This is a genomic window from Pseudomonas sp. Sample_20, assembly GCF_004307585.1.
GTDB classification, from domain to species: Bacteria; Pseudomonadota; Gammaproteobacteria; order Pseudomonadales; family Pseudomonadaceae; genus Aquipseudomonas; species Aquipseudomonas atacamensis.
In genome coordinates this window covers 13,868-33,639 of the sequence record NZ_RCOA01000067.1, presented here as the reverse complement: position 1 = coordinate 33,639, position 19,772 = coordinate 13,868, and the positions used below count along the sequence as shown (strand labels likewise).

At 60.9% G+C, this 19,772-nt stretch carries 19 protein-coding genes; 8 read left to right on the top strand and 11 right to left on the bottom strand.

The genetic code is table 11. The features are described from left to right. Window position 1 precedes the first annotated feature (1 nt). From D8U70_RS14865 to D8U70_RS14850, 4 genes are all read left to right on the top strand, one after another. The gene (locus D8U70_RS14865) at window positions 2-691 is read left to right on the top strand and encodes an N-acetyltransferase (RefSeq protein ID WP_073474287.1); all 690 of its coding nucleotides are present in this window, start codon (window positions 2-4) and stop codon (window positions 689-691) included. A gap of 3 nt (window positions 692-694) precedes the next feature. Beyond that, the gene (locus D8U70_RS14860; protein ID WP_122707092.1) at window positions 695-1,885 is read left to right on the top strand and encodes a GNAT family N-acetyltransferase; all 1,191 of its coding nucleotides are present in this window, start codon (window positions 695-697) and stop codon (window positions 1,883-1,885) included. After that, complete coding sequence (locus tag D8U70_RS14855) at window positions 1,882-2,574, top strand: N-acetyltransferase (RefSeq protein ID WP_130929176.1); 693 nt, start codon at window positions 1,882-1,884, stop codon at window positions 2,572-2,574. Before D8U70_RS14860 ends, D8U70_RS14855 begins: the two co-directional genes overlap by 4 nt. A gap of 305 nt (window positions 2,575-2,879) precedes the next feature. Next, entirely contained in the window at window positions 2,880-3,188 is a 309-nt protein-coding gene (locus tag D8U70_RS14850; RefSeq protein ID WP_110646475.1) for an addiction module antidote protein, read from the top strand. Between the two features lie 115 nt (window positions 3,189-3,303). Here D8U70_RS14850 and D8U70_RS14845 read toward each other — a convergent pair whose 3' ends face one another. The 4 genes from D8U70_RS14845 to D8U70_RS14830 all read right to left on the bottom strand — a co-directional run bounded on the left by D8U70_RS14845 (window position 3,304) and on the right by D8U70_RS14830 (window position 5,818). After that, window positions 3,304-4,101 (bottom strand): class I SAM-dependent methyltransferase, encoded by a 798-nt coding sequence (locus tag D8U70_RS14845; RefSeq protein ID WP_073474279.1) that lies wholly within the window; start codon window positions 4,099-4,101, stop codon window positions 3,304-3,306. 100 nt (window positions 4,102-4,201) lie between these two features. Next, the gene (locus tag D8U70_RS14840) at window positions 4,202-4,477 is read right to left on the bottom strand and encodes a type II toxin-antitoxin system RelE/ParE family toxin (RefSeq protein WP_041478585.1); all 276 of its coding nucleotides are present in this window, start codon (window positions 4,475-4,477) and stop codon (window positions 4,202-4,204) included. Window position 4,478: 1 nt separating this feature from the next. Beyond that, window positions 4,479-4,751, bottom strand: a complete 273-nt coding sequence (locus tag D8U70_RS14835) for a ribbon-helix-helix domain-containing protein (protein ID WP_041478584.1) — start codon at window positions 4,749-4,751, stop codon at window positions 4,479-4,481. A gap of 167 nt (window positions 4,752-4,918) precedes the next feature. Continuing rightward, window positions 4,919-5,818: a LysR family transcriptional regulator gene (locus tag D8U70_RS14830; RefSeq protein ID WP_024012435.1), complete on the bottom strand. Its 900-nt coding sequence runs from the start codon at window positions 5,816-5,818 to the stop codon at window positions 4,919-4,921. A 214-nt stretch (window positions 5,819-6,032) separates the two neighbouring features. Between D8U70_RS14830 and D8U70_RS14825 the strand changes: the two genes are divergently transcribed. Together D8U70_RS14825 and D8U70_RS14820 are read left to right on the top strand one after the other, a co-directional pair. Next, window positions 6,033-7,055: an alpha/beta hydrolase gene (locus tag D8U70_RS14825; RefSeq protein WP_024012434.1), complete on the top strand. Its 1,023-nt coding sequence runs from the start codon at window positions 6,033-6,035 to the stop codon at window positions 7,053-7,055. A gap of 108 nt (window positions 7,056-7,163) precedes the next feature. Further along, the gene (locus D8U70_RS14820) at window positions 7,164-8,591 is read left to right on the top strand and encodes a mechanosensitive ion channel family protein (RefSeq protein WP_073474277.1); all 1,428 of its coding nucleotides are present in this window, start codon (window positions 7,164-7,166) and stop codon (window positions 8,589-8,591) included. Window positions 8,592-8,800: 209 nt separating this feature from the next. Here the strand turns inward: D8U70_RS14820 and ycaC are convergent, their stop codons facing one another. The 6 genes from ycaC to D8U70_RS14790 all read right to left on the bottom strand — a co-directional run bounded on the left by ycaC (window position 8,801) and on the right by D8U70_RS14790 (window position 14,608). Continuing rightward, entirely contained in the window at window positions 8,801-9,424 is a 624-nt protein-coding gene (gene ycaC, locus D8U70_RS14815) for an isochorismate family cysteine hydrolase YcaC (protein ID WP_016774080.1), read from the bottom strand. Between the two features lie 69 nt (window positions 9,425-9,493). Continuing rightward, window positions 9,494-11,332, bottom strand: coding sequence for an amidohydrolase (locus tag D8U70_RS14810; RefSeq protein WP_073474275.1), 1,839 nt, complete (start codon window positions 11,330-11,332; stop codon window positions 9,494-9,496). 40 nt (window positions 11,333-11,372) lie between these two features. After that, a complete protein-coding gene (locus D8U70_RS14805) occupies window positions 11,373-11,999 on the bottom strand; it encodes an antibiotic biosynthesis monooxygenase (RefSeq protein ID WP_041478579.1) in 627 nt (208 codons plus the stop codon). Further along, window positions 11,992-12,405 (bottom strand): DoxX family protein, encoded by a 414-nt coding sequence (locus D8U70_RS14800; protein ID WP_024012430.1) that lies wholly within the window; start codon window positions 12,403-12,405, stop codon window positions 11,992-11,994. Before D8U70_RS14800 ends, D8U70_RS14805 begins: the two co-directional genes overlap by 8 nt. A 241-nt stretch (window positions 12,406-12,646) precedes the next feature. Further along, window positions 12,647-13,570 carry a LysR family transcriptional regulator gene (locus D8U70_RS14795; RefSeq protein ID WP_122707082.1) on the bottom strand — a complete coding sequence of 308 codons (924 nt, stop codon included), beginning with the start codon at window positions 13,568-13,570 and terminating at the stop codon, window positions 12,647-12,649. A gap of 54 nt (window positions 13,571-13,624) precedes the next feature. Next, on the bottom strand, window positions 13,625-14,608 hold the full coding sequence (locus tag D8U70_RS14790; RefSeq protein WP_130929175.1) for an MBL fold metallo-hydrolase: 984 nt from the start codon (window positions 14,606-14,608) through the stop codon (window positions 13,625-13,627). A gap of 236 nt (window positions 14,609-14,844) precedes the next feature. Here D8U70_RS14790 and D8U70_RS14785 point away from each other — a divergent pair, with 236 nt between their 5' ends. Both D8U70_RS14785 and D8U70_RS14780 read left to right on the top strand, forming a co-directional pair. Then, on the top strand, window positions 14,845-15,276 hold the full coding sequence (locus D8U70_RS14785) for an AraC family transcriptional regulator (protein ID WP_130929174.1): 432 nt from the start codon (window positions 14,845-14,847) through the stop codon (window positions 15,274-15,276). A 134-nt stretch (window positions 15,277-15,410) separates the two neighbouring features. Continuing rightward, a complete protein-coding gene (locus tag D8U70_RS14780) occupies window positions 15,411-18,335 on the top strand; it encodes a winged helix-turn-helix domain-containing protein (protein ID WP_130929173.1) in 2,925 nt (974 codons plus the stop codon). On the opposite strand, the gene D8U70_RS14775 is transcribed toward D8U70_RS14780, so the two are convergent. Beyond that, entirely contained in the window at window positions 18,300-19,772 is a 1,473-nt protein-coding gene (locus D8U70_RS14775; RefSeq protein ID WP_130929172.1) for a winged helix-turn-helix domain-containing protein, read from the bottom strand. The two genes, D8U70_RS14780 and D8U70_RS14775, sit on opposite strands and share 36 nt — an antisense overlap.

The window sequence follows — 19,772 nt, the reverse complement described above, 5'->3', positions numbered from 1 at the left end:
CATGGATATCTTTAAAAAACTCAGCGGACATATCCGTCGCAAAGGTCTGCGAGCGACCTTGGCGAAGATCCGCAGAATGTACATTTTTTCCCATCGGCAACTGCTGTGGATGGAACGGGATCTGGTCAGCCCCGTGCCGCCGCACAACCTCAAACCATACCCGCCACTGCGATTAATGCGGATCACCGCAGACAACGCCAGCGCCTTCACCCGTTACTTCGGCGACCGTGTCGGCGTCATGGCCGAACTCGCCAATGAAGGTCACACCGGGCATATGCATGTCGACGAGCATGGCGATGCCGTGGCGTTTATCTGGGGCTCGCCGCGTGATTATTTTGATCGGCATTACTACGGTTGCCGGTTCCCGGTGAAACCTGGCGAGTTTTTCGAGTTCGGTGGCGAACTGACTCGCGCCTACTGGGGCACCGAATTGTCGGTAGATCTGCAACTACGCTTATGGAAAGCCATGGCCGTGAAAGGCTGCCGCAAAGTGGTCGATGTCTGTGAATCGACAAACATCCCGGCGCTCAAGCTGCACCTGCGCATGGGCTATACCGAACAACAGCGGATCATGAATATCTACACGCTGTTCGGTCGCTGGCGCTTTTATCGCGAAACCCGTTACAGCGGGTCGCGCCTGAACGCACTGCGCAAAACTTCCCGTCCACCTGTCCCAGCAACGGCGGCCTGAACCATGGCGATGCGATTCGAATGGCGCACATCGCTGTGCGCTGCCGACTTCCCGGCGACGGCCTACGAGGCATTGCGCCTGCGCGTGACCGACCACACGCCGTTCAACAATCTCGGCTGGTTGTGCGCGGCAGAACAGGCGTTGGAAGAGAATCAGTGCCTGCACGTTCTGCTCGGCTGGGAAGCAGAGGCTTTGCGCCTGTGCCTGCCCCTGGTGTCCAGCCGCGAACGCTTCGCGGGCGTGCCATTTCGCGTCTTGCGCCACTTGGGTTATCCGCTGGCCGATCGGTTGGCCCTGCTGTCGTTGCTCGGCGCAGAGGATATGCGCGATGCGCTGATGCTGATCCGTCAGCGCCTGCCCCACGCGCTGCTGCAACTCAACGAACTGTCGGAACCTGCCGGGGAAGAAAGTGCCCTCACCGATTGGATGGCGCGTAGCTCCACGGCTGAACGGCGCCTGAGTTGCCGGGTGCCGGTGCATCTGATCAGCGACGCCGACCAGCAGGAAGTTTCCGGCGACCCGCGCTACAAACTGCGCCGGGCGCGCAAACGGATTGCCGCGTGCGGCGCCCAAGTGCGGCGCATCATCCCCGATGCGCTGTCGATGCCTACGGTTTTACAGGCGTTGCAAGAAGTCGAGTCGGTCAGTTGGAAAGGTGACGAGGGCGTCGGCATTTTCGCAACTGACCACAGTCGTCAATGGATACAGAACGCCTTCACCGCCCTCGCCGCTCAAGGGCTGGTGCGAGTGGTGACACTGGAGCTGGACGGCCGCTGCATCAGTTATCGGCTGGGCCTGCTCGAGCAGGGCCGCCTCTACGACTACAACCTGGCGTTCCTGCCGCAACATGCCGATCTGGGCAGTGGTCGAGTGCTGCTGGAGGAATGGATTCGCTGGGGCCTGGACGAGCAATGGCACTGGATCGATGCCTCGCGGGTCAGCCTGGAAAACTCCAGTCATCAACTGCACGAGCGCATGACCGGACAACTGGAACACTGGCGCTGGAGCTTCTACTCATGGCGCCCCAGTGGCTTGCTGCTGGGCCTGGGCCTGCGTCTTTGGTACTGCGTCAAACCGGCCCTGCAAAAATGGCGCGCACAGCGTGCCGGCAAACCGAAAGCGGTAAATACCTGCGCAACTCAACCGGCAACATCATCCACCACACCAGGGCTAGCGCCTCGGAGAGCATCATGAACGTCATCGACAAACTGCTTCTGCGCATCAAACAAAAAGGCCTGCGCCGCACCCTTGGCGCTTTCGGCAAACGTTATGTCTTCGCTCACCGTGAATTGCTGTGGATGGAGCGCGATCTGGTCACGCCGATCGCGCCGAACAAACTGCGTCCCTGTGAAGGTTTGCATAGAGTCGACATCACCGAGGACAACGCCAAGGCTTTCGGCAAGTACTTTGGTGACCGTGTGCAGACCATGGCCGAATTGGCCGCTGAAGGGCACACGGGGCACATGTACCTGGACCAGGAAGGCCACACCGTCGGGTTCGTCTGGGCCAGTACCCGCGACTATTACGATCGGCACTTCTACCGCTACACGTTCACGATCCAGCCCGGTGAATACTTCCAGTTCGGTGCCGAAATTGCCCGGCCCTATTTCGGCAGCACCTTGACCGTCGACGCACAGACCGCACTTTGGCAAGTCATGGACGCCGTGGGGTATAAAAAGGTGGTGGATATCTGTGACAACGCCAATATCCAGGCCCTGAAGATGCATGTGCGCCTGGGCTATAAGGAACAAGGGCGGATCACGCATGTTTACGACCTGTTCGGCCACTGGCGCTTCTTCCGCGAAACGCGCTACAGCGAGTCGAGGCTGGAGGCGCTGCGCAAGCCGGAAAGACCAGTAGTAAGTACGCCCGCGCAGGCTTGATTCAGGCTGAATATTTGCGGCGGTTTTGATACCGCCATCGCGAGCAGCCTCGCTCCCACACTGGAATGCGTTTCCCTGTGGGAGCGAGCCTGCTTGCGATAAGGCCAGTAGCTGCACCCGCAGCTCTCACAAGCGATTGGCTGGTTGCCTACAAACTGTGACGACACTTCCAACATTCGGAAAAGACTTGGCCGACTGTTTATCTGTATCCACTTGGATAGAGTCAAGCACGACATCGGGCGCGACAAATCCTCACAAAGCGCAGACATCCGACGCGCACAAAAAATGGCAAAGGAGGTTTAACCATGAGCCAGACTTTGACGAATTTCGACATGGTCGCGCTGCTCGACAGTGATGAAGCCATCAGTGAGTACCTGTCACAGGTGCTTGCAGACGGAGACAGCGAAGAATTCCTTCGCGCAATCGGTCACGTTTTGAGAGCGCGAGGAATGACGCAGATCGCCAAGAATTCAGGCATGGGTCGTGAAAGTTTGTACAAGGCTTTTGCTCCCGGAGCGAAGCCGCGCTTTGACACAGTGTTGAAGGTGATTCATGCGTTGGGCATTGATCTTTATGCGCAGCCGGGGCACGTACTCAATCGCGCCGTTACCTGAATTTTGTAGCGGTCGCAAGGCCGCCATCGCGAGCAGGCTCGCTCCTACACTGGAATGCGTTTCCCTGTGGGAGCGAGCCTGCTCGCGAAGAGGCCAGCCGTCGCAAAAAAGGTTCTCAGGCCTTGCTCGCCACCAGGCTAAAGCACATCGGCAGCTGCGCCTGCTGGTTCAGATAGCAGTCATACACCTCTTCCCGGTTCGAATGCGCATACTCCTGAAAATCAACGACGCTCAGCCCCGCTCCGATGGCGCCGCTGAAGATCGCGCCCAGCGTATGCACGAACCAGTACGACTTTGCCGCCGGCTGCTCGACTTTACCTACGTAAACGATCGGCTCTTGCTGCACAAACGGCTCGACACGGAAATACGAGCTGGCGAGGCGGTAGGGATCTTCAGCCTGCGGATCAACCATCTCCAGAAACGGATGGGTTTCGTAGATCACCATTTTGCCGCCCGGCTTCAGCACCTGCGCGACATGACGGAAGAATTCGCCGATGTCAGGCATCCAGTTGAGTACCCCGATGGTGATCAGGGCTACGTCGAAGCGGTTATGCAGCGATGCGGGCAGATGGTGGATGTCGCTCTCGACGAATTCGGCAGTATGCGGCGAGCGGCTGTTGAGCTCGCGGGCCTGCTCAAGAAACGCTGCCGATTGATCGACGCCGACGACACTGCGCGCACCCAGCGCAAACAGCGACAGGCTTTCCCGACCGTTATTGCAGCCCAGTTGAATCACGTCTTTGCCGTCGACGTCCAGCAAGCCGCGCAAAGTGTCATCAAGGCAGCAAAACTCTGCCTGCGCGACATCGCTGAGCAATGCCTGCCAGTCCGGTGAGTCCTGATGATGACGGGCGGAATCGTTCCACGCCTGTCGATTGCTTTCGATGGCGGTTTTGGGGGTGGGCACTTCCATGGCGCTACTCCGGGTGAGGCTCGTGATTGAGCGGCGTGAGTCTAGAACAGACCCGGAGTTGGGGTTGTTGCGATGTTGTAAGCGCGATTCTGGCGATGAATTATCGTTCTTCGCGAGTGTGCCAAAGGCGCAGCAGGTAGATAGTCGAATCGACAATTTCGTAGCGCATTTCGTAGTGCCCGACCAGAATCCTTCGAACATCTCGCGGTTCAAATTCTTCCAGACGTTCACCCAAGCGCGGATTGGCTAGCAGCATTATCGGAGCGGCGGTCAGCTGTTGCACAGTGCGCGCAGCGGCAGGTTGATTAACTGCTGCCAAAAACTCATAAAGCCTGGTCAGGTCGGAAAGCCCTTTGCTGGTCCACTTCAACTCCATATCAAAGTGGAGCCTTGAGAGGCGTATCGGAACTCAAGCTGTCCGCCCATGCCTGCACTGATTGATGATCGATAACGCGCCCGGCGTCCACATCAGCCAAGGCTTCGCGCGTCAAACGGCTGCGCTCTTCCTCTTGATCAATCCAGGCGCTCAGGGCCTGTTTCACAATCCAGTTACGCGAGCGTTCCAGACGCTCAGCCATCAGATCGACCTTTTCGGCCAATTGCACGGGTACATGGGCAGTCACGGATCGGGTTTTCATTGGCGCGGCCATGTCAGTTGACTCCTTGAGATTGCGGGCAGCGGGGGTTCACCGTTGATCAGAGTAGTCCTGCCCCCTTGTGTTCGCTCAGCTTTGATACAAATTGAATCAAAGTTAATCATAACTGCCCATGCACCGCTATTTGGCCCGACAGAACGCGATACTCGACGGTAAATAAATCAAAGATTCACATGACTCTGGTTAAGCCGCTCACGCAAAAACTCCACCAGCGCCTGCACCGGCCGCGAAGCCTGGCGATGCTGCGGATAAACCGCCGACAGGGTCAGTGGCTCCGGGCGTAAATCATCCAGCACTGGCACCAGCCGCCCATCCTTCAGCGCCGCGCCGACGATGAAGGTCGGCAGATAAGTAATTCCCATCCCCTGCACCGCGGCGTCCCGCAGCAGTTCGCCGTTGTTGACGCGCATGCGCCCGGTGACGTTGATCAGCAGCGGTTTGCCCGGTGCTTCGTTGAAGCGCCATTGCACCGAGCGACCGTGGCCGTAAGGCAGGCAATCGTGGCTGTGCAGGTCTTCAGGTTTGAGTGGTGTGCCGCGTTCGGCGAGGTAGGCCGGGCTGGCGCAGTAGACCCGTTCGATACTGGCGATGCGCCGGGCGATCAGTGTCGAGTCTTCCAGCACGCCGATGCGCAGGGCCAGGTCGTAACCTTCGCCGAGCAGGTCGACCGGGCGATCGCTCAGGTCGACCTCGACGGTGACCTCGCGATAACGCTGCAGGAACAGCGGCAGCAGACAACCCAGATGCGCCACCGCGAACGACAGCGGCGCGCTGAGGCGAATCGTGCCGCGCGGCTCGGCGGTTTCGCCGGCGATGCCCTGCTCGACCTGTTCCACCTCACCCAACAAGCGCAACGCCGATTCGTAATAGCTCTGCCCCAGCGGGGTGACGTCGAGGCGGCGGGTCGAGCGATTCAACAAGCGCACACCGAGGCGCTCTTCCAGTTGCATCAAACGGCGGCTGACGAACTGCTTGGACAGGCCCAACTGATCGGCCGCAGCGGTGAAGCTGCCGGAGTCCATGACCTGGCAAAAAATACGCATGTCTTCGAACGGGTTCATTGTCACTCTCTGGTGGACAGTTAAACGCTTTATAGCCGCTTTTTCGCTTTTCAGCAGCCCATTAATCTGTGCTCACGGTTTGAAAACAATCCTGAACACAAAGAGCTGCCGAAGGCAGCCATCTGATCGTTGGGACGCGGAGCGTCCCCGGCTGCATTCCCACGCAGAGCGTGGGAACGATCAGAAAATCAAAATCATTCAAAAGGATTTCACCATGAACATCGTCAAGAAAACCCTCGCCGCGTCCCTCCTCGCCCTCTCCGTCAGCAGCGCTTTCGCCGCTGGCAGCCCTGGCGTCGAACACAACACCCAAGCGTTCCTCGATGCCCTCGCCGCTGGCGGCGGTCGTCCGCTGGAGCAACTGAGCCCGAAAGACGCCCGTGCGGTGCTGACCGGTGCGCAGGCTTCGGTGAAGGTTGATCTGTCCGGTGTGGAAGTCAGCGACAAGGCGATCAAGGTCGATGGCCAGACCCTCAACCTGAAAGTGGTGCGCCCGGCCAAGGTCAAAGGCGAGTTGCCGGTTTTCATGTTCTTTCACGGTGGCGGCTGGGTACTGGGTGACTTCCCGACGCACCAGCGCCTGATTCGTGATCTGGTGGTCGGCTCGGGCGCTGTTGCGGTGTATGTCGATTACACGCCATCGCCGGAAGCGCAGTACCCGACCGCGATCAATCAGGCTTACGCTGCGACGAAATGGGTGGCTGAGCACGGCAAGGACATCGGTGTCGATGGCAAGCGTCTGGCGGTGGCCGGCAACAGCGTCGGCGGCAACATGGCAGCGGTCGTGGCGTTGATGGCCAAGGAGCAGAAAACCCCTGCCCTGCGCTTCCAGCTGTTGATGTGGCCGGTGACCAATGCGCAGTTCGACGACGGTTCGTACCAGCAATTTGCCGAAGGCCACTTCCTCACCAAGGGCATGATGCAGTGGTTCTGGGACAACTACACCACCAACCCGGCCGAGCGTGCGCAGATCCATGCCTCGCCGCTCAAAGCCAGCGCCGAACAGCTCAAGGGCCTGCCCGCTGCCCTGGTGCAGACCGCCGAGTTCGACGTGCTGCGTGATGAAGGTGAAGGCTATGCGCGGCATCTGGATGCGGCCGGCGTACCGGTGACCTCGGTGCGTTACAACGGGATGATTCATGACTTTGGTCTGCTCAATCCGCTGAGCCAGATTCCGGAAGTGAAGGCCGCGGTGCGTCAGGCGGCGGCTGAACTGAAGACTCATCTGAATCCATAAAAGCAAAAGATCGCAACCTTCGGCAGCGCCTACCCGGGAATACGATTCCCTGTAGGAGCCGCCGCAGGCTGCGATCTTTTTTCTCATCAGCGTCGCGGAGTACCGGTCATGACTCTTTTCTACGCCCACCTGCTGTCCTGGAGCGCTGTGCTGTTGCTGCTCGACGCCGCGCTCTGGCATTTCTCGCCCTTCAGCCATCGCGCGCCGCGAGTCGGCGTACGTCTGGCACTGTTTCTGGCATTCAGCGCGCTGGTGATCAACGCCGGTGTCAGCCCGTTGCAGGCTCCATTGTTCGCCGATGATCGCGTGGCGCAGCTGGGTGCGACGGCGCTGGGGATTCTCTGGTGGTTGTACGCAGCACGGGTGCTGACCGAAGTGATCGGCCTGGCGCTGATGCGCCGCATCGGTCACAGCGGGCGCTTGTTGCAGGATGTCATCGGCGCGCTGGTGTTTCTGGTCGCCATTGTTGCGGCAGCCGGTTACGTGCTGGAGCTGCCGGTCAAAGGTCTGCTGGCCACCTCCGGGGTGGTCGCCATCGTGGTCGGTCTGGCGCTGCAAAGCACCCTCGCCGACGTGTTTTCCGGCATCGTCCTCAACACCACCAAGCCGTATCAGGTGGACGATCTGGTGATGATCGACGGCGTCGAAGGCAAGGTCTTCGATATCGACTGGCGCGCCACGCACCTGCTGACCAGCGCCGGCACCATGGCCGTAGTACCGAACTCGGTGGCGGCCAAGGCGAAAATCGTCAACCTCAGCCGGCCGAGCAACATGCACGGCGTCTCGATCAGTATCAAAGTGCCGAACCACATCCGCCCGCGTCGGGTATTGGATGCCCTTGATCGCACCTTGCAGGGCAGCAGTTCGCTGCTGCTCAGCCCGGCGCCGAAAGCCGTGCTCAAAGAGGCCGGCGAAACCATGTCGGAATACGTTGCCAGCGGTTTCATCGCTGAGCTGGGCAAGAAGAGCGAAGTGCGCAATCAACTGTTCGACCTCGCCCACCGCCATCTCGAAGCGGCGGGTATTTCCCGGCATCCCGACGGCGTGATCGAACCGTCGAGCCGTGCTCGTGCATTGCTGGATGAGGTGAAGATTTTCCGTTCGCTGAGCAGTGAAGAGCGCGATCGCCTCGCTGAGTCGATGGTCGCGCAGCAGTACACGGCGGGTCAGGTGGTGCTGGATCTGGACGAGGTGCCGGACAGTCTGTTTGTGATCGCCACGGGCGTGGTCAGCGCGACGGTGCCGGACGGCAATGGCCAGACCGAGGCCGGGCGCATGGGGCCGAGCGAGGTCATGGGCGAACAGAGCATTCTTGCCGATACACCGTCGCAGGCGACGTTCACAGCGCTGACGTCGAGCATCATCTATCGTCTCGACAAACAGTTGACCCGTGAGTGCATGGACAAGCGCAGCGAAGTCGGCCGGGCCTTGAACAAGTTGCAGGCGGTGCGTCAGCAGAACAGTCGCCTCGCGTTGATGGCCAAACCGGTGGCGGTGAAAAAAGGTGGTTTCTTGGGTTGGTTGCAAAAACGCTGATCTGAAACTTTGAAGATCAAAAGCTCACCCCCTCACCCCAGCCCTCTCCCCCTAAGGGGGCGAGGGTGAAAGGGAGCCGATCTCCATGCGTTTCAAGAGCGGAGCTCGGCTCGGTATTGCAGGTCGATGCAACTCTAGCAAACAACGCGGTCAGTCCCCTCTCCCTCCGGGAGAGGGCTAGGGTGAGGGGCTTTTGACTTTCGACCAGATTACTTGGCAGTGAACTTGGTGTAGCTGTTGATCAGGTTGCGATAGTTAGGCAGACGCTCGGACAGCAGATGCGCCAGACCTTCCATGTCGTTGCGCCAGTCGCCCTGCAGCTCGCAGGCCACAGCGAACCAGTTCATCAGATGTGCACCGGCGGCGGACATCCGCGCCCACGCCGCTTGTTGCACGGTGGTGTTGAAGGTACCCGACGAGTCGGTGACGACGAACACTTCGAAGCCTTCAGCGATCGCCGACAGGGTCGGGAAAGCTACGCAAACGTCGGTCACTACACCGGCGATGATCAGTTGCTTGCGGCCGGTGGCCTTGATCGCTTTGACGAAGTCTTCGTTGTCCCAGGCGTTGATCTGGCCTGGACGCTGAATGAACGGCGCGTCGGGGAATTGCTCGAGCAGCTCAGGCACGATCGGGCCGTTTGGACCTGCGTCGAAGCTGGTGGTCAGAATGGTCGGCAGCTTGAAGAACTTGGCGATGTCGCCCAGTGCCAGCACGTTGTTCTTGAACTCGTTCGGCGAGAAATCCTGCACCAGCGAGATCAGACCGGTCTGGTGATCGACCAGCAGGACGACGGCATCATCTTTGTTCAGACGCTTGTAAGGAACGCTCATGGCAAAACTCCTGGATGGATGGTTGTTGCGGTAAGCGCCGGCCCTGATGCCCGGCGCTTTTTTTCAAACTCAGAACGCGAAGCAGGAACAGCCGAACGCGCCCCAGAAACCGGCGAAATCGCTGACCGGCGCATTCGACATCCGCGCTTTTTCATGGCTGTGGGTGTGCACGGCGCACGGTCCGCTGCACTGGTGAACCTGCGCTTGCAGTGGCGAGTTCGGGCGCCAGTGGCCCGGGACTTTGACTACCGGCGACCAGTCCGGCAGCACCGGAATCGAGCGCGGGCCGAGGTCTTCGAAATCGCCGGCGGCGTAGACAATCTTGCCGCCGACCACGGTCATGACCGACTCGATCCACTTGATCGCTTCTTCTTCAACGCTGAAGAAGTCCGCGCTCAGTGCCGCGAGGTCTGCCAGTTGGCCGACGCGGATCTGGCCCTTCTTGCCCTGCTCCGAGGAGAACCACGCGCTGCCGTGGGTGAACAGCTCCAGCGCGGTGCTACGTGGCAAACCTTCTTCGTACAACGCCAGACCGCCAACGGTGCGACCGCTGACCATCCAGTACAGCGAGGTCCACGGGTTGTAGCTCGATACGCGCGTGGCGTCGGTACCGGCGCCGACCGGCACGCCTTCGGCGAGCATGCGCTTGATCGGTGGCGTGGCTTCGGCAGCTTGTTTGCCGTAGCGATCGACGAAGTATTCACCCTGGAACGCCATGCGATCCTGAATCGCAATGCCGCCGCCTAGCGCCTTCACGCGCTCGATGTTTTGCGGGGTGATGGTTTCAGCGTGGTCGAAGAACCACGGCAGACCGTTGAACGGAATGTCGCGGTTGACCTTCTCAAACACGTCGAGCATACGGCTGATCGATTCGTTGTATGTGGCGTGCAGACGGAACGGCCAGCGCTGCTCAACGAGGTGGCGCACCACCGGTTCCAGCTCCTGTTCCATGGTCTGCGGCAGGTCCGGACGCGGTTCGAGGAAGTCTTCGAAGTCGGCGGCGGAGAACACCAGCATTTCGCCGGCGCCGTTGTGGCGCAGGTAATCGTCGCCCTGATGCAGCTTGACGCTGCCGGTCCAGTTCTGGAAATCGGTCAGTTCTTCTTTCGGCTTCTGGGTGAACAGGTTGTAGGCGATGCGTACGGTCAACTGGTCGTCTTTGGCCAGTTGTTCGATCACTTGGTAATCGTCCGGATAGTTCTGGAAACCACCGCCGGCGTCGATCGCACTGGTCAGGCCGAGACGATTGAGCTCGCGCATGAACTGGCGGGTCGAGTTGACCTGATATTCCAGCGGCAGCTTTGGACCCTTGGCCAGGGTCGAGTAGAGAATCATCGCGTTCGGCCGCGCGACCAGCATGCCGGTCGGGTTGCCGTTGCTGTCGCGCACGATCTCGCCGCCCGGCGGGTTCGGCGTGTCGCGGGTGTAGCCGGCTACGCGCAGGGCAGCGCGGTTGAGCAGCGCACGGTCGTAGAGGTGCAGGATGAACACCGGAGTATCCGGCGCGGCCTGGTTGATTTCTTCCAGGGTCGGCATGCGTTTTTCGGCGAACTGGAATTCGTTCCAGCCACCGACCACGCGCACCCATTGCGGGGTCGGTGTGCGATCGGCCTGGTCCTTGAGCATACGCAGTGCGTCGGCGAGCGATGGCACACCTTCCCAGCGCAGTTCGAGGTTGTAGTTCAAACCGCCACGAATCAGGTGCAAGTGCGAGTCGTTGAGGCCAGGGATGACGCAGCGGCCCTTCATGTCGACCACTTGTGTGGCGTTGCCTTTGAGGGCCATGGCCTCGGCATCGTTACCGACGGCGACGAAGCGGCCGTCCTTGATCGCCACCGCACTGGCCAGTGGTTTTTCCCGGTCCACGGTATGAAACTGGCCATTGAATAAAATCAGATCGGCGCTCATCGCAGTTCCTCAAGCGAAAGTGAAAAGAAGCAAACCCCGCTCAACGCGGCGAGGTTTCTTGGGAATCGAGGTGTTCATGGGCCTGACTGGCTTCCAGCCACGGGGTAAACAAACGGGTGACCGGCGGCATCACCACGTAGACCACCGAGAGGACGATGGTCAGGGTAATCAGGAACGTGGCGACCACGTAGTTGGACAGAAGCGGATGCAGCGCCAGCAGCGGGCCCCAGATCAGCGGCACCAGCAGGGTGTGCGGCAGAATCACCAACAGCGTGACGACAGCCTGCTTCCAGCGCGGCGGTGGCGAGCCGGCTTCGGCCAGCGGTGTGAACCAGAATTCATTGACCGGCGCGACTTCGGTCTGATCGCCGTCGGCCAGCATCGGTGCGGCTTCAGCCACCAGCGCCTGACGCTCGGAGGATTCCAGCCAGCCCTGCATCGCTTCGGTGGAGCTGAAGCGCAATACGCACGTGTAGAAATCCAGACGCCCGCGCTTGCCGCGCACCACGTCCACACCCAAATGCCCTTCGCGCTGGCCGGCGACGCGCACGATGTTGCGCAGCCATGCTTCATACGCCGATTCGAAACCGGCCTTGACCGAGTGTTTGATGATCAACGTGACGGTCTCATCGGCCCCCGGTGCTTGTGAATTGAGGACTTCAGGCATAACGCAGCACTCCGGGCAAACGAACAGGAATCGCCAGCCTTCCGGGCCCGGCGATCAATACGGTGGTGAAAAGAATCAACAGCAACCAGCCAAACTGCCCCTCAGCCACACTCCATTGCGGATGCACGACCAGCAGCGCCACGAGCAGTACAAAGAGAATAGGCAAGCAGGCCAAACGCGCCAGCACACCGGCGACGATCAGCAACGGGCAGAGGACTTCGGCGAAAATCGCCAGGATCAGGGTCAGGTGGGCGCCGAGATGGAACGGGTCCTCGATCAGTTGCAGCTGCGCGGTGAAGTCCAGCAACTTCGGCAAGCCGTGCACCCACAACAGAAACAACCCGCCGCTGACCCGCAGGAATAGCAACCCGATGTCGCGCGCCTGTTCATCCCTCGTAGCAATCATGACCCGACCCTTTGAATGTCATTGACGGGAATCATGCCAAGGCCGGCGCGGGAGAAATTGGATGGGTGTGCTTAGTTGCTTTTCAGACCACGGAATTCCCTGCGTTTGATCGTTCCCACGCTCTGCGTGGGAATGCAGCTCGGGACGCTCCGCGTCCCATCCAACGCCGAACGCGGAGCGTCCGTTGAGGCATTCCTTTGCTGCGCGTGGGAACGATCAGCATCTGAGATCGGCGCGGGATTTATATCGCCGGAATATCCAGCGGCGCCGCCATGAACTGGCTGATCCGCGAGCGCAGCCATTTCTCTGCCGGGTCGTTGTCGTGCACCCCGCTCCACGCCATGGACAATTGCGCGGCATCGATCGGGAATGGCGGATCTTCGGCACGCAGGGCGCAGCCTTCAACAAGGGCACAGGCGGCGTAATCCGGCACCGTGGCGATCATCTCGGTACCGGCGAGCAAGGCGCGCAAGCCGCTGAACTGCGGCACACCAAGAACCACCCGGCGGCAGCGGCCGATCTTGGCCAGATCCAGGTCGATATTGCCGCTCAGATCACCGGAGAACGACACCATTGCATGCGGACGTTCGCAATATTCGTCCAGCGTCAGCGGCCCCGGACGGTCGTCGCCGCGCAGCACTTTGCAGGGAATATCACGCAGCTTCTTGCGCTTGGCATTGGCCGGCAGATCCGTGGTGTAGCTGACGCCCACGGAGATTTCTCCAGAGGCCAACAGCGCCGGCATCAACAGGTAGTTGGCGCGGCGTACCACCACGACAATCCCCGGCGCCTCCTGCTGAAGCTGGCGCAACAGCGGCGGAAACAGACCGAACTCGGCATCGTCCGACAGACCGATGCGAAACACGTCGCAACTGCTCGCCGGTTCGAATTCCTTGGCGCGGCTGACCGCGCCGGAAATCACGTCCATCGCCGGTTGCAGCTCCTTGAGGATCGCCAGCGCCCGCGCCGTCGGTTCCATACCGCGACCGTTGCGCAGCAGCAACGGATCGTCGAACAGATCACGCAAGCGCCCCAGCGCAGCACTGACCGCCGGTTGGCCCATGAACAGTTTTTCGGCAACGCGGGTCAGGTTCTTTTCGAACATCAACGCTTCGAAAATCACCAGCAGGTTCATGTCGACGCGGCGCAGATCGTTACGGTTCATGGGCGTGGTTTCCTTATCGGTGTCAGACGCTTTTTGCCACTGGCGCTGGGCACTTTACTCGATCAACGGCACTTTCGCCGCGCGTTTGTAAGGGCCGTACTCCACCGGCACCCACTGGAAATGTTTGCCCTCGGCGGTGATGTGGCCGATGCCCGGGAACGGCAGATGCGCTGCCGTCACCCAGGTCTTGCTCGCGGCCGCAGCACTGAACACTGCCTGCCGACTGGCGATCGCTTGCTGACTGTTGACGTCGAAACCGATCGAGACTTCCGGGTGCAAGAACTGCACCGCGAGGTTGTGCACCAGATCGCCCATGAACACGATGCTCTGCTGCTGCGAGGTGAAGCGGTAGGTGGTGCTGCCCGGCGTATGCCCTGCTTCGAGGGTTGCTTCGACCAGTCCCGGCAATGGCGACTGCCCGGCGGCGAACGTCTTGAAGCGGCCAGCGGCAACATAGGGCGTCGTAGAGTCCTGGGCTATCTTGAAAAACTCTTTGGCGCCGGCCGCAGCCTTGGCCAGTGCTGCCGGATCAAGCCAGTAATCGGCCTCGGCCTTGGCCGCATAGACGGTGGCATTGGCGAACAGCGGCTTCTTCTCTGCATCGACCAGACCACAGACGTGATCGAGGTGCAGGTGCGTCAGCAGAATCGTGTCGACCTGTTCAGGCTTGTAACCGGCGGCCTGCATGTTGGCCGAGAGTTGGCCTGCGGTGGCGCCGATGCACTGTCCTGCGCCGGTGTCGACCAAAATCAGTTGTTTGCCAGTGTTGACCAGAAAGGCATTGAACGCCGTCTGCACGCCCGGGGTTTCAATCGAACGGCGCGCAAGCAGCGCGCGAATCTGACTCTGGCTCATGCCCTGCAACAACTTTGGCGACAAATCGTTGTAACCGTCGAACAACGCGGTGACTTCGTAATCGCCGACAGCCAGCCGGAAATAACCCGGCGCCTGAGTACCAACCTGCGGTGCCTGCGCCATCGCGCTGGACATTGCCAGCACGACCGCCAGGGCCGTTGCTGCTTTCACCAAGCCTTTCATTGCATTCCCCTTTAAACCTGGCCAACGGCGGCCGCGCTTTGTCGACATCGTCGCGCAAAGTGCCCGGCGCTGACTTGCAAGGATGTGCTGAGTTCCAGCCCGAGCGAGGAAATTAACAACGATTAACTCGTCAGCCTCAAGGCATCGCCCAACAATGAAGCCCTCTGCGCAGCGTTGCTTTTTTGACCTGAGGGAATGCGCCGACCGTGCCTTCCCCACCGACACGGACCTTGGCCATGGCTTATCTACAGCAAACCGTCGCCCTCGCCCCTGCCAGCGAACCGCGTAAAAACACGACTGGCGGACTCAGTCCGCAGCGCGAACGCCAGATCAAACAGTTGATCCTCGATCGCTTGGGCGAAAGTCTCGAAGTGGCTGAACTGGCCCGTGCCTGCTCACTGTCGCGCAGTCATTTCTCCCGCGCATTCAAGTGCAGCACCGGCCTGTCGCCACAGGACTGGATCCGCGCCCAGCGCCTGGCCCGGGCCAAGTTGCTGATCCAGCACACCGACTTGAGCCTGACGCAAATCAGCCTCGAATGCGGCTTCTGCGATCAGGCGCACTTCTGCCACATGTTCACCCGCAGCGAGGGCATCAACCCCTTCGCCTGGCGCTGTCGAGTCATGGGCAAGCCGAAAAACACCGCAGCACAGCCTGCGGTGTTTTGACTGCTGCCGTTACGCCACCCGTTGCACTGATGCTCAAACCTGAGGATTATGCCCGGACACCCCGGATCAGACGGCCTGCGCATGCGCCAGGGACTGATTCGCCCTGTCCGCCGCATCACCGCAGGAGCGCGCTGTTGAGCTTTTCCCCGAATCAGGCCATTGCCTTTGGCCCCTATCGGATTCATCCCGGGCAACGATTGCTACTTGAAGGCCAACAGCCTTTGCGCCTGGGACGGCGGGCGATGGATATCCTCCTGATTTTGCTGGCCCACGCCGGTGAAGTGGTGAGCAAACAGCAATTGATGGCCGGGGTCTGGCCAGACAGCGTCGTCGAAGACATCAACCTGCGCGTGCACATGGCGGCGCTGCGTAAGGCGCTGGGCGACGGACAGAACGGCCAGCGCTACATCGTCACCGTGGCGCAGCGCGGCTACAGTTTTGTCGCACCGATCGTGCTCGACAGCATCGAACAAAAACCGGCGATGCCCGTCGCCAGACACAACCTGCCGCTGCGTCGTACGCGGATGATTGGGCGCCAGCCCGTGATCGATCACCTGATCGCGCAACTGCCGCGCCGACGCTGCATCACTCTGGTCGGTCCCGGCGGCATCGGCAAGACCACCGTCGCCCTGCGCGTCGCCGAACAATTGCTCGACCAGTATCGCGACGGCATCCGCCTGGTGGACTTGGCGCCCATCGCCGATCCCGCGCTGATCGGCTCGCATCTGGCGACGCTGCTTGATCTGTCCGCGCCAGAAGGCGATGCGCAGGCTAGTCTGGTCGACGGCCTGCGAGAACGGCAAATGTTGTTGGTGATCGACAACTGCGAGCACTTGATCGATGCGGTCGCGTCGCTCAGCGAGCAGATTCTGCGCGGCGCGCCCAAAGTGCATATTCTCGCCACCAGCCGCGAGAGCCTGCGTGCTGAGGGCGAATTCGTGCAGCGTCTGGAAACGCTCGAATGCCCGTCCATGTCGTCGCCGATGGAGCCGGCTCAGGCGCTGGGCTTTGCCGCGCTGCAACTGTTTGTCGAGCGCGCGACCGCGGCGCGGGAAAGCTTTGAACTGAGCCCTGCACAGCTGCCGCAAGCGATTGAAATCTGCCAGCGCCTGGACGGCATTCCGCTGGCTCTGGAACTGGCCGCCGCGCAGGTCAGCGAATTGGGCATGGACGGATTGCTCAAGCAATTGCGCGAGGGTTTGCCGCCATTGTCGGCCGGACACCACAGCAGCGCCGAGCGCCACCTGACCCTGCGCGCAACGATGGACTGGAGCTTCAACCTGCTCAACGCCTGCGAGCAAACCTGTCTGCGGCGACTGGGAATTTTCCGCGGCAGCTTCACGCTCGCCTCGGCGGCAGCGGTGGTCATCGGCCAACAGATCGACCCCGGCGCGGTGTTCACCGCTGTCACGCAACTGGTGGCGAAATCCCTGCTGAGCGTCGAAGTGGGTGACGAAGATGTTTTCTACCGGTTGCTCGACACCACGCGCCACTACGCACTGGAGAAACTCGAGCAGGCCGACGAGCTCAGCGCAACCCGCCAACGCCACGCCGAGCGCTGCCTGACATTGATGCAGCAGGCGCAAGCGGATTGGGACAATACTCCGACTGTATTGTGGATGGAGCGCTATGCCAGGGGGCTGGAGGATTTGCGCGCGGCGCTGGACTGGAGCCTCGACGGGCCGGGCCCGGATGAGCTGGGTGTGCAACTGGCAGCCGCGTCGGCACCGTTGTGGCAGGAGCTGTCGTTGCTGCGCGATTACAGCCGCTATGTGCGCCGGTCACTGAGTCTGCTGGAGGCTTCGCCAGCAGGCTCGCTCCTGCCGCCCTGCCCTCGCCTGCAAATCGCCTTGAAACTGGCGCTCGGCAGCGCCAGCTACCACACCTGGGGCGGCACGCCCCAAACCATCCAGGCCTTCGTCGACGCCTGCCGCTTAGCCGAAGAACACGGCGATCTGGCCGGGCAACTGCGGGCGATATCGGGGCATATGGCGGTCAATCTGAGTTGCGGGCATTACCGCATGGCGCTGGCGCAGAGTGAGCAATTTGATCGCATCGGCGTGCACGGCGAGCCATTGCTGTCGCTGAGCACGCATCGCTTGCGGGTGCTGGCCCTGCATTATGCCGGCGACCAACCGCAGGCCCGCGTACATGCCGAGCAGGTGCTGCAACGCATGGCCCACAGCGGCCATCTCAATCGTTTCACCCATGGCTTTGGCGTGCAGTACGACCAAAGCGTCGCTTCGCTGACGGTGCTGGCTCGCGTGCTGTGGTTGCAGGGTCTGCCAGAACAGGCATGGCGCGCGGCACGGCAGGCGCTGGATATTGCCGTGCAGATCGACCATGGCACATCGATCTGTTACACCCTGGCGCTGGCCAGTTGTCTGATCGCCCATTACAACGGTGACGCTGCTAACGCCCGCGCGCTCCTGCAATTGTTGCTGGAGCAGTCGCAGAAGCATTCGGTGCTGCTGTTCAATAATTGGGCGCGGCACTACGCGCAGGTGATCGATCCGGATAATCCCGCGCCGATATCGACGCAGAGCAGCGGTCTGATCCGGGAAGTGATGGTTACGCTGGATGAGCGTTTTGTCGATGAGGCACTGGTGGAGCGCGCGCGCAATGGCGATGCGGGATGGAGTGCAGCGGAAATACTGCGGGCACGGGCGGCGGCATTAGTGAAGGGTTCAGAGTGGCCCCTTCGCGAGCAGGCTCGCTCCCACAAGGGGTCGGTGTCGGGCGCAAATTCCGAGTTGTGCGCTGTTTCCTGTGGGAGCGAGCCTGCTCGCGAATCGGCCTGCTCAGACACCGCTGAAACCCGAGAAGCCGAACAAATCCTGCAACAAGCGCTGACCATCGCCAGAAGCCAAGGCGCGTTGGCCTGGGAACTGCGCAGCGCCACGGACCTTGCTCAGCTATGGCAACGCCAGTCCCGCCATCGCGAAGCTTTGGATTTGCTCAGCCCCCTCTACCAGCGCTTCACCGAAGGCTACGCCACACCGGACTTGCGCAAGGTCCGCCTGCTACTCGACAGCCTGCGCGAGCAGTGCCCGGCCTGACGCATTGCGCGTGCGGCTGAGATAGCGCGCATGACGCTGTTGCAGTTCGAGCCTGTCGTCGCTGCGCTCAAAGCGATCACGAGCATAGCGGCGTACGGTGTTGAGCATCCAATAGCGCGCCGTTGCCCGGTTGGGTTCTTGAATGAGCAACGACTTGCGCGCCAACCCTTCGATAATTGCGCTCAACCTGGATCCCGCCAGATCCACGCTGCTGATCACGCTAAGCGCAGCCTCCAGAGTAAAGCCCGTGCTGAACACCGACAGACGCAGCAGCACACGCTGTTCCATTTCCGTCAGGTACTGGAAGCTCCAATCGATCGCAGCGGCCATCGACTGATGGCGTGGTTCCGCGGTGCGCCGGCCTTGGCCAAGCAACTGCAGACCGTTTTCAACCTGGGCCTGTAAGCCGATCAAGCCCAGCGCGTCGATCTGCGCAGCGGCGAGCTCGATCGCCAGCGGCAGACCGTCCAGTTGGCGGCAGATTTCGCGCACACCTGGCAAATCCTGTTGACGCAAACTGAAGCCCTGTTGCCGCGCTCGCGCGCGATTGACGAACAACTGCACCGCCGGATAGCCCATGGTTTCTTCGACGGTGTTCAATGTCGAGCGCTTGGGAATCGCCAGCAGCGGCACGTAATGAACGGCTTCCTGTGGAATGTGCAAGGCTTCGCGGCCGGTGACCAGAATCGACAGGCGAGGCGCGACATGCAACAGGGTCTCTACCAGAGCCGCGCAACTGTCGCGCTGGTGATCGCAGTTATCCAGCACCAACAAGGCGTGCCGGCCCGTCAGTGTGAAAAAGTCTGCGTTCAGGGTGTGCAACAGGTGGTCGAGCAAGGGTTTGTCATCTTCGAGCCTGGCAAGGTCGACCCACCAGGCGCCATCACGAAAGTATTGCAGCAGCAACTCCGCCACGCGCAGTGCCACAGTGGTTTTGCCAACACCCGGCGCACCGGTAATGGTCATCAAGCGGCACACCGGCATTTGTCGAACCAGACTACCGATCAGGGCGTCGCGCCCACTGACTGGCGTCAGTCGTGCCGGAAGATTGTGCAGGGGCGTGAGCGCGGCAGCGGGCATGGTCAGCGCATCACTGGTGCCCTGCTCCACCGGGGCGACAAAGCTGTAGCCGCACTGCGCCACGTGAATGATGAAACGCTGACCGTTTATGCCGTCACCCAGTGCGCGGCGCAACGCTGCGATGTGCACCCGCAGGTTGATCTCTTCGACGATCGATGTCGGCCACACACGAGCAATCAACTGCTCTTTGCTGACCACCTGCCCCGCGTATTCAAGCAGCACCTGCAGAATATCCATGGCGCGCCCGCCCATGCGTAGCGGCTGCTCGCCTTCAAGGACCAGACGTTGGCGCACATGAAAGGCGTAAGGGCCAAAACGCAGCACCGAACCTTGGCTTGTGTCGTTGTGATTATTCAT